9 protein-coding genes and 1 pseudogene are annotated in these 9,041 nt (G+C 72.0%); 5 read left to right on the forward strand and 5 right to left on the reverse strand.

Features of this window, described 5'->3' with window-relative positions; all coding sequences use genetic code 11:
- Positions 1-95, reverse strand: a pseudogene (locus tag ABZ646_RS32940) (MBL fold metallo-hydrolase); the annotation flags it as partial.
- 62 nt (positions 96-157) lie between these two features.
- Positions 158-1,513: a dipeptidase gene (locus ABZ646_RS32945; RefSeq protein ID WP_360527064.1), complete on the reverse strand. Its 1,356-nt coding sequence runs from the start codon at positions 1,511-1,513 to the stop codon at positions 158-160.
- Between the two features lie 198 nt (positions 1,514-1,711).
- Here ABZ646_RS32945 and ABZ646_RS32950 point away from each other — a divergent pair, with 198 nt between their 5' ends.
- A complete protein-coding gene (locus tag ABZ646_RS32950) occupies positions 1,712-3,007 on the forward strand; it encodes a geranylgeranyl reductase family protein (RefSeq protein WP_360527067.1) in 1,296 nt (431 codons plus the stop codon).
- Here ABZ646_RS32950 and ABZ646_RS32955 read toward each other — a convergent pair.
- Positions 2,997-3,470 carry a nitroreductase/quinone reductase family protein gene (locus tag ABZ646_RS32955; protein WP_360527070.1) on the reverse strand — a complete coding sequence of 158 codons (474 nt, stop codon included), beginning with the start codon at positions 3,468-3,470 and terminating at the stop codon, positions 2,997-2,999. The two genes, ABZ646_RS32950 and ABZ646_RS32955, sit on opposite strands and share 11 nt — an antisense overlap.
- 205 nt (positions 3,471-3,675) lie before the next feature.
- Here ABZ646_RS32955 and ABZ646_RS32960 point away from each other — a divergent pair, with 205 nt between their 5' ends.
- Complete coding sequence (locus ABZ646_RS32960; RefSeq protein WP_360527073.1) at positions 3,676-4,368, forward strand: TetR/AcrR family transcriptional regulator; 693 nt, start codon at positions 3,676-3,678, stop codon at positions 4,366-4,368.
- 34 nt (positions 4,369-4,402) lie between these two features.
- Here the strand turns inward: ABZ646_RS32960 and ABZ646_RS32965 are convergent, their stop codons facing one another.
- Positions 4,403-4,894, reverse strand: coding sequence for an FBP domain-containing protein (locus ABZ646_RS32965; RefSeq protein ID WP_360527076.1), 492 nt, complete (start codon positions 4,892-4,894; stop codon positions 4,403-4,405).
- Between the two features lie 75 nt (positions 4,895-4,969).
- Here ABZ646_RS32965 and ABZ646_RS32970 point away from each other — a divergent pair, with 75 nt between their 5' ends.
- Positions 4,970-5,542: a WHG domain-containing protein gene (locus ABZ646_RS32970; protein ID WP_360527079.1), complete on the forward strand. Its 573-nt coding sequence runs from the start codon at positions 4,970-4,972 to the stop codon at positions 5,540-5,542.
- Between the two features lie 35 nt (positions 5,543-5,577).
- Positions 5,578-6,786, forward strand: a complete 1,209-nt coding sequence (locus tag ABZ646_RS32975) for a GDSL-type esterase/lipase family protein (RefSeq protein ID WP_360527082.1) — start codon at positions 5,578-5,580, stop codon at positions 6,784-6,786.
- A gap of 44 nt (positions 6,787-6,830) precedes the next feature.
- Here the strand turns inward: ABZ646_RS32975 and ABZ646_RS32980 are convergent, their stop codons facing one another.
- Complete coding sequence (locus tag ABZ646_RS32980) at positions 6,831-7,925, reverse strand: medium chain dehydrogenase/reductase family protein (protein WP_360527085.1); 1,095 nt, start codon at positions 7,923-7,925, stop codon at positions 6,831-6,833.
- Between the two features lie 200 nt (positions 7,926-8,125).
- Here ABZ646_RS32980 and ABZ646_RS32985 point away from each other — a divergent pair, with 200 nt between their 5' ends.
- A complete protein-coding gene (locus tag ABZ646_RS32985) occupies positions 8,126-8,788 on the forward strand; it encodes a TetR/AcrR family transcriptional regulator (protein WP_360527088.1) in 663 nt (220 codons plus the stop codon).
- Positions 8,789-9,041 lie beyond the last annotated feature (253 nt).

The raw sequence follows: 9,041 nt of genomic DNA on the forward strand, positions 1-9,041 counted from the left end.
GTCGAGGTGCCGGTGTCCGGGTCGTGCCACAGGTAGGCCTGACCCACCGGGAAGCGCAGCAGGTGCAGCCGGGGGAGCAGCTCGATGACATCCATCTGCCGAACGTAGGGAGGACCCCCGTCCGCAGACGAGGGTCCTCTGCCGTGGACAGAGCGATTCAGCCCGTCGCGTAGTTGCGCAGGAAGAGCGCCTCCGCCACCGACAGCCGCTCCAGCTCCTCGGGGGACACGCTCTCGTCGACCGCGTGGATCTGCGCCTCCGGCTCGCTCAGGCCGATCAGCAGGATCTCCGCCTGCGGGTAGAGGCTCGCGAGGGTGTTGCACAGCGGGATGGAGCCGCCCTGACCCGCGTACTGCATGGTTTCGCCCGGGTAGGCGACCTTCATCGCGTCGGCCATGGCCTGGTACGCCGGGCTCGTGGTGTCGGCACGGAACGGCTGGCCCTGGCCGACCGGCTCCGTCCGCACCCGCGCGCCCCACGGCGTGTGCGCCTCCAGATGGGCCTGGAGCAGCTTGCTCGCCTCCGCCGCGTCCACGCCCGGCGGCACCCGCAGGCTGACCAGGGCGCGGGCGCCGGCCTGCACCGACGGGGTGGCGCCGACGACCGGCGGGCAGTCGATGCCGAGCACCGTGACCGCTGGACGGGCCCAGATGCGGTCCGCGACCGAACCGTCACCGATCAGCCCGACGCCGTCCAGCACCTTCGCGTCCTTGCGGAACTGCTCCTCGTCGTACTCCAGACCCTCCCAGCCCGACTCCGGCGTGAGCCCGTCGACCGTCGTCGAACCGTCCTCGGCGCGCAGCGAGTCCAGCACGCGGATCAGCGCGGCCAGGGCGTCCGGGGCGGCGCCGCCGAACTGCCCGGAGTGCAGGTTGCCCTGGAGCGTGTCGATCTGGACGCGCACCAGGGTCATACCGCGCAGGGTCGTGGTCACGGTCGGCAGCCCGACGCGGAAGTTGCCCGTGTCACCGATGACGATCGTGTCCGCCGTGAGCAGGTCCGGGTGCTGCTCGGCGTACCGTTCCAGGCCGCCGGTGCCCATCTCCTCGGAGCCCTCGGCGATCACCTTCACGTGGACCGGCACACCGCCGTTCGCCTTCAGCGCACGCAGCGCCAGCAGGTGCATGATCAGGCCGCCCTTGCAGTCGGCGGCACCGCGCCCGTACCAGCGGCCGTTCCGCTCGGTCAGCTCGAACGGCGGGCTTGTCCAGGCGGCCTCGTCCAACGGCGGCTGCACGTCGTAGTGCGCGTACAGCAGGACCGTTTTGGCACCCTCAGGTCCGGGCAGGTAGCCGTACACCGACTGGGTGCCGTCCGGGGTGTCCAGTACGGCGACGTCCCGGAAGTCCTCGGCGCGCAGCGCGTCGGCCACCCAGTTCGCGGCCCCCTCGCTCTCGCTCCTCGGGAACTGGGCGAAGTCCGCCACCGACTTGAAGGCCACCAGCTCGGCGAGCTCCGCCTTCGCCCGGGGCAGCAAGGCGGCGACGGTCTCGACGACCGGATTGGACGACATGGGCACGCTCCTCGTGGGTGCGACGTTGAACTGGTGTGTACACCGATCCTCCCACAGTGGCCTGCGGCGATCTCCGCCGTAGGATGCGGGGGGACGGGTGACAGGTGTCGGCCCATGGACATGGACGGACCGGGCCCGGCCCACGGCTTGATACAGCTTGATACGGCTTCTACGGCTTGATCGGAGCAGCGGACCATCGTGAGCGGCGAGAATTCTTCGGCGGACGACGTGCAGGCGGACGACGCGCAGCGGGTGTGGGACGTCGTCGTGGTGGGCGCGGGACCGGCGGGCGCCTCGGCCGCCTACGCGGCGGCGGTCGCGGGACGGCGCGTGCTGTTGCTGGAGAAGGCCGAACTGCCCCGCTACAAGACCTGCGGCGGCGGCATCATCGGTCCCTCCCGCGACGCGCTGCCGCCCGGCTTCGAGCTGCCCCTCAAGGACCGGGTGCACGCGGTCACCTTCTCCAACAACGGACGGTTCACCCGCACTCGCCGCTCCAAGCAGATGATGTTCGGGCTGATCAACCGCCCCGAGTTCGACCAGCAACTGGTCGAGCACGCCCAGAAGGCGGGCGCCGAACTGCGCACCGGGGCCGCCGTGCAGCGTGTCGAGCAGCACGGCTCGGCCGTACCGGACCGGCGCACGGTCGCCGTCGTCCTCCAGGGCGGCGAGACCCTGCTGGCCCGCGCGGTGGTCGGCGCCGACGGCAGCGCCAGCAGGATAGGGGCGCACGTCGGGGTGAAGGTCGACCAGGTGGACCTCGGCCTGGAGGCGGAGATCCCGGTGCCGGAGACGGTCGCTGAGGACTGGCGGGGCCGGGTCCTCATCGACTGGGGCCCGATGCCCGGCAGTTACGGCTGGGTCTTCCCCAAGGACGACACGCTGACCGTAGGGGTGATCTCGGCGCGCGGCGAAGGCGCCGCCACCAAGCGTTACTTGGAGGACTTCATCGCCCGGCTCGGCCTGGCCGGTTTCGAACCGAGCATCTCCTCGGGCCACTTGACCCGCTGCCGCGCCGACGACTCGCCGCTTTCCCGGGGCCGGGTGCTCGTGTGCGGTGACGCGGCCGGGCTCCTGGAGCCGTGGACCCGCGAGGGCATCTCCTTCGCGCTGCGCTCGGGGCGGCTCGCGGGGGAGTGGGCGGTGCGGATCGCCGAGGCCCATGACGCCGTGGACACCCGCCGCCAGGCCCTGAACTACGCCTTCGCCATCAAGGCTGGCCTCGGCGTCGAGATGAGCGTCGGCAAGAGCATGCTCGCGGCGTTCGAGCGCCGTCCCGGCCTGTTCCACGCGGCGCTGACCGGGTTCCGGCCGGCCTGGCGGGCGTTCAAGGAGATCACCCAGGGCCGGACCTCCCTGGGCGAACTCGTCCGCTCCCATCCGCTGGCCCAGCGTGCCCTCACGGCCTTCGACCCGGCGCCGGCGGCCAAGGTCAAGGCCGAGGACGAGCCGGCCACGGAGAACACGGCCGACGAGGATGCCGTCACTTCGTGACGCTGATCCGGAAGACGGGGTGGTCGGCACCGGCCGAGAGGAGTTCCGCGTCGGAGGATCCGGCCGTCACCCCGGGAAAGTACTGCTTGACCTCCCAGCCCCACTTCTCCAGGTAGGTACGCAGCACCGGCAGCTTCTCGGCGTCGGGAAGCTCCGCCACGGTGAACTCGCGCACCTTCCGGCCGACCCGGAGCTCCCCGCCGCCGGCCACGCGCATGTTCCGCACCCACTGGGAGTTGCCGCGCGCCGAGACCAGGTACTGGGTGCCGTCGTACGTGTGCGGGTTGACCGGGACGCGCTGCATCCGGCCGCTCTTGCGGCCGCGCACGGACAGCTCCGCACTGCCGGCGAGGCTGATCCCGTGCCGGGCCAGCCAGCCGACGAGGCTGTTCATCCGGACGGCCATCGGGTTGGCCTCGGCGTAGTACGGCTCGGACGACGGCTGCGACTGTGACGACGACATCGTGACCCCCATTTGACTGAGAGAGCGGTGCTCTCGCTTGACATCAGTGTGGGGGTGAGCGGTGCTCCTTGGCAAGAGCGGTGCTCTCTTTTTTGAGCGGCGCACTGCTTTGTGGATGGCGCTCTGGTTTGAGAGCTGCGTACTGATGTGAGATCACTGCTCCACAACGCGTGCACTGCTCCGCGAACATGGCAAACTGACCCTCATGACCACCCCACAGGGCGCCCGTGCGCGAGCCAGGATGGAAGTCACCGCGGCCATCAAGGACGAGGCGCGCAGACAACTCGCGGCCGAGGGGGCGGCGAAGCTGTCCCTGCGGGCCGTCGCGCGCGAGCTCGGCATGGTCTCCTCGGCGCTCTACCGCTACTTCCCCAGTCGCGACGACCTGCTCACCGCCCTGATCATCGATGCCTACGACTCCCTGGGCGAGGCCGCGGAGGCCGCGCGCGCCGCTGCCCACGACGTCGTTCCGGCGCAGCGCTGGGTCGCCGTCTGCGAGGCGGTGCGCCGCTGGGCGCTGGCGCATCCGCACGAGTACGCGCTGATCTACGGCTCTCCGGTGCCCGGCTACTCGGCGCCGGAGGCGACGATCCCGCCCGCCGCCCGGGTCGCCCTCGTGCTGATCGGCATCCTGCGGGAGGCGTTCGAACGGCGCGGTCTGGCCCGTACGCCCGTACCGGCCGAACTCGCTCCCGAAGCCCGGCGCATGGCCGAGGAACTGGTGCCCGGCCTCCCGCCGGAGGTGGCCGTCGCCATGGCTGCGGCCTGGGCGCAGCTGTTCGGGCTGGTGGGGTTCGAAGTGTTCGGGCAGTTCAAGGGTGTCGTGGAGGACCGGGAGCGCTTCTTCCGGCATGCGGCCGCCCAGCTGGCCCACGGAGTGGGGCTGGTCTTCCCGTAGCGGACGTCCCGGCTCAGGCCTTGCCCGTCCCCGCTCAGGCCGTCACCTTGGCGAGGAACGCGGCGAGGTTGGCCACGGTCCGCTCGATCTTCTCCTCCAGGGTGAGCGACTCCGGTATGTGCCCGCCGACGCCCGCGTCCCGCCTGCCTCGCACGTACAGCGAACAGGCGAGGTCGGAGCAGAGGTAGGCGCCCACCGAGTTGCCCTGCTGCCCGGCCTTCCCCGCCTTCGCGGCGACCATCAGCGAGACGCCCCCGGTGTGCGTGGTCAGGCAGATCCTGCACATGCTGCGCCGGGTCGTCCAGGAGGACGGGCTCGGGCAGCGCAGTGCCACGGCCAGGGTGCGGCCGTCCAGCTCGGTCACCAGGTAGGCGCGGTCGGGTGCCTGTGGATCCCGCCAGCCGAAGTAGTCCAGGTCGGCCCACGGCTGCTCGTCCAGGTCGTGCGGGATGCTCAGGCGCTTCGCGGCGCCCTTGGTGCAGTTCACGAACGCGCCGCGGATCTCTTGCTCACTCAGCTGTCTCATATATTGCACGCTAATTTGCCTAAAGGTCTTAGGTAAATGCATAATCAACTCAGGCGGGGGAGTGGAGGAGCGGCGGTGGCGCGAGCGGGACTGACTCCGGAACGACTGGTCCGGGCGGGAGCCGAACTGGCCGACGAGGTCGGCTTCGACCAGGTGACCGTCTCGGCGCTGGCCAGACGGTTCGACGTGAAGGTCGCCAGCCTCTACTCGCACGTCAGGAGCTCCCAGGACCTCCGGACCAGGATCGCCCTGCTGGCACTGGAGGAAATGGCCGACCTGGCCGCCGAGGCGCTCGCCGGACGGGCCGGGAAGGACGCCCTCCTCGCGTTCGCCGACGTCTACCGCGACTACGCCCGCGCCCACCCCGGCCGCTACGCGGCGGCCCGGCTGCGCCTCGATGCGCAGACGGCGGCCGGCAGCGCCGGCGTCCGGCACGCCCAGATGACCCGGGCGATCCTGCGCGGCTACGACCTGACCGAACCGGACCAGACCCATGCCGTCCGCATGCTCGGCAGCGTCTTCCACGGCTACGTCGACCTGGAGCTCGGCGGCGGCTTCAGCCACAGCGCCCCCGACAGTCAGCAGTCCTGGACCCGCATCCTCGACGCCCTGGACGCCCTGCTGCGCAACTGGCCCGCGCCGACCTGACCGACCCGCCCCCTCCAGACAGGCAAGCAGAGGCGATGAACACCGACCACGACCAGTCCTGGATCACCACCCCCATCACCGCCGACCTCCTGCGCGGCGCCCTCGACCTGGAACGCACCGAGCACGGCATCCTGCCCCACCGGCTCCCGCCCCGGGCCCGCGCGCAGTGCGCCGACCCGCAGCTCGCCATGGTCGAGGCCCAGCCCTCCGGCGTACGACTGGTGTTCCGCACCCGTGCCACCGCGCTGGAACTCGACACCCTGCCGACCAAGCGCCACTACGTCGGCGCCCCGCCCCGCCCGGACGGCGTGTACGACCTCCTCCTCGACGGCATCCTGGCCGGTCAGGACGTGGTGACCGGCGGCAGGATCCAGCTCGTCGACATGGGTGCCGGGACGATGGAGGTGCGTCCCGGCCCCGTCGGCACCCTCCGTTTCGCGGGCCTGCCCGGGCGGGCGAAGGACGTGGAGATCTGGCTGCCGCACAACGAGACCACCGAACTGGTCGCGTTGCGCACCGACGCCCCGCTCGCCGCCGTACCCGACCGCGGCCGCAGGACGTGGGTGCATCACGGGAGCTCCATCAGCCACGGCTCCGACGCGGCGAGCCCCACCGCGATCTGGCCGGCGGTCGCCGCCGCGCTCGGCGGGGTGGAGCTGGTGAACCTGGGGCTGGGCGGCAGCGCCCTGCTCGACCCGTTCACCGCCCGCGCCGTCCGGGACACCCCGGCCGACCTGATCAGCCTGAAACTCGGCATCAACGTCGTCAACGCCGACCTGATGCGGCTGCGGGCCTTCGGTCCCGCCGTGCACGGCTTCCTCGACACCGTCCGCGAGGGGCATCCCACCACCCCGCTGCTGGTGGTCTCGCCGATCCTGTGCCCCCTCCACGAGGACACCCCCGGCCCCACCGCCATGGACCTGAGCGCCTTCGGCGAGGGCCGGCTCACCTTCACGGCCGTCGGCGACCCGGCCGAGCGGGCCGCCGGCAAGCTCACCCTGAACGTCATCCGGGACGAGCTGGCCCGGATCGTGGCCCAGCGCGCGGCCGACGACCTCCATGTCCACTACCTCGACGGCCGCGCCCTGTACGGCGAGGCAGACTCCGCCGAACTCCCGCTGCCCGACCGGCTCCACCCCGACGCGGCCACCCACCGCCTCATCGGCGAACGCTTCGCCGCACTGGCCTTCGGGGACCCCGGCGCCTTCGCGGACGGTGGTGCGGCCGCGGGCGGCGGCCACTGAGCCGACGTTCGCCGGGTCGACCACGTCCACCGTGCCGGCGGCGTTCACCGAGCCGGATCGGCGGTCGGGCCGTCGCCGGTGTCCGGGACCAGGACGACCTTCCCGGCGACCGTCCCCGACTCCGCGAGCCGCAGCGCCTCGGCGGCCCTGGTCAGGGGGAGCCGGGCCGCGATGTGCGCGCCGACCTCGCCGCGCCGGAAAGCCTGGAACACCTCGGTCAGGTCCGCCCTCAGCCGGGCCCGAAAGCGGTCCCGGCCGAACGCGCGGCCCGCCCAGACGTTGAAGAAGTAGGCGTGCCGGCCGTTGGGCAGCGCGTTCCACAGCCACACGCGGCCGAGGATCCTCAGTACCGGCCACTGCTTGGAGCCGGTGTCGTCCCTGGTGGTGGCGCTGCCGTAGGAGACGAGGGTGCCGCCCGGCGCGAGGAGCCCCCAGGAGTCGACGACGCTCCGGCCGCCGAGGTGGTCGAAGACGGCGTCGACACCGCCGGGGGCCAGTTCGCGCACCCGTGCCGGGACGTCCTCGTCGCGGTAGTCGACCGGCGTCACTCCCAGGTCGCGCAGCGCGTCGTGGTGGCGGGGCGAGGCTGTCCCGATCACCCGCAGACCCGCCGCGCGGGCGAGCTGGACGAGTACGGTGCCGACCCCGCCGTTGGCTCCGTGCACCAGGATCGTCCCGCCGCTGCGCACGCCGGCCTTGCGGTGGAGCATCTGCCAGGCGGTGATGCCGTTGACGACCAGCGTCTCCGCCTCCGCCGCGCCGACCCCGGCCGGCACCGCCACGGCGTCGGCCGCGTCGAGCAGCACGTGACTGGCCCAGCCGCCGACCTTGACCAGCGCCGCCACCCGCGTGCCGACGAGCTCCCGTGCGACCCCCTCGCCGGCCGTTTCCACCCTGCCGACCAGGTCGTAGCCGGGGACGAAGGGGAAGGGCGGCTGGTCGTAGTAACGGCCGCGGCGCATCTGCTGCTCGGCGAAGGAGACACCGGTGGCCTCCACGCGGACGACGACCTGGCCGGGGCCCGGAACCGGGATCTCGCGGTGCCGGAGCTGGAGCTCCTCGGGCTCCACCGTGCCGGGCAGGACGACCTCGACGAGCCGGGTGCTGCGGGCGGGTCCGGGAGTTGCTGCGGTTTCCATGACGTCCTCCGAGTTCGGGCGTTCGCGAGACTGCGTCGCTTACGTTAGAAGCTATAACTAAAATGACTGGCCATCGCGATAGTGTCAAGTATTCGCAGAGGGGGTGGCCGTTGCGCCTGCTAGAGGTAGTCCCGATAGTGATAGGTTGGAACGAATCTGAACCCCGGAATCCACTGGATCGCGGACGGAGAGTGACGGACATGGCGGCTGCTGCGGACGCGGTGGGCCCTCGGGAGCGCTACCGGGCCCAGGTGCGATCGGACATCAAGGCGCGCGCCTGGGGGCAGATGGCCAGGTCCGGCGCCTCAGGCCTGTCCCTGAACGCCATCGCCAAGGAACTCGGCATGAGCGGCCCCGCCCTCTACCGCTACTTCGGCAGTCGCGACGAACTGATCACCGAGCTGATCCGGGACGCGTACCGCAGCCTGGCCGACACGTTCCGCGCCACCGCCGAAGCGGGAGCCGGCCTCGACGGGCTCGCGCACGCCCTGCGCCGGTGGGCGCTGGACGACCCCCAGCGGTACTTCCTCGTGTACGGCACGCCGGTTCCCGGATACCAAGCGCCCGACGACATCACCGCCATCGCCCGCGAGATCATGGCGGCCCTGCTCGACGTCTGCGCGGCGGCCGGGCTGGAGGCGCCGCCGCCGGCCTCCGCGGGTTTCACCGCGCATCTCAGCCAGCACCGCCAGTGGGCCGAGGGCCATCCCGCCCCGCCGGGAGTGCTGCGCAGGGCACTGGCCTTCTGGACCCGGCTGCACGGGGTGCTCTCCCTGGAACTCGCCGGGCACTTCACGGGCATGGGCTTCGACGTGGAGCGGCTGTTCGACGCGGAGCTGGCGGAGCTGACGCCCGGCCGCTGATCCCGGGCGCCTTGATCCCGGCATCCCTGCCGCAGCCACCCGCCGCAGCCCGGCGGCAGACCCGGCCGTCGGGGTCCGGCGTGGCGGTCATGGACGAGCGGCGCGTACGGCGGCGCGCCCCGGCGCGGCGGTGGCGTCACGGTCCGCGCTGGTGGCCTTGCGCGTCGGCGTAGGCGATGGTGACGACCTCCATCGAGCCGAACACCGCGCCGGTGGCGACGAAGCAGGCGAGCAGGGCGGCGAGGCGCAGCGG

The sequence above is a fragment of the Streptomyces sp. NPDC007162 genome, assembly GCF_040634175.1.
Lineage (GTDB): Bacteria > Actinomycetota > Actinomycetes > Streptomycetales > Streptomycetaceae > Streptomyces.

Excerpts from the sequence above, each read along its gene's own strand:
- ABZ646_RS32945 (WP_360527064.1), bottom strand. The coding sequence starts at position 1,513 with ATGTCGTCCAATCCGGTCGTCGAGACCGTCGCCGCCTTGCTGCCCCGG.
- ABZ646_RS32955 (WP_360527070.1), bottom strand. The coding sequence starts at position 3,470 with ATGTCGTCGTCACAGTCGCAGCCGTCGTCCGAGCCGTACTACGCCGAG.
- ABZ646_RS32960 (WP_360527073.1), top strand. The coding sequence starts at position 3,676 with ATGACCACCCCACAGGGCGCCCGTGCGCGAGCCAGGATGGAAGTCACC.
- ABZ646_RS32965 (WP_360527076.1), bottom strand. The coding sequence starts at position 4,894 with ATGAGACAGCTGAGTGAGCAAGAGATCCGCGGCGCGTTCGTGAACTGC.
- ABZ646_RS32975 (WP_360527082.1), top strand. The coding sequence starts at position 5,578 with ATGAACACCGACCACGACCAGTCCTGGATCACCACCCCCATCACCGCC.
- ABZ646_RS32980 (WP_360527085.1), bottom strand. The coding sequence starts at position 7,925 with ATGGAAACCGCAGCAACTCCCGGACCCGCCCGCAGCACCCGGCTCGTC.
- ABZ646_RS32985 (WP_360527088.1), top strand. The coding sequence starts at position 8,126 with ATGGCGGCTGCTGCGGACGCGGTGGGCCCTCGGGAGCGCTACCGGGCC.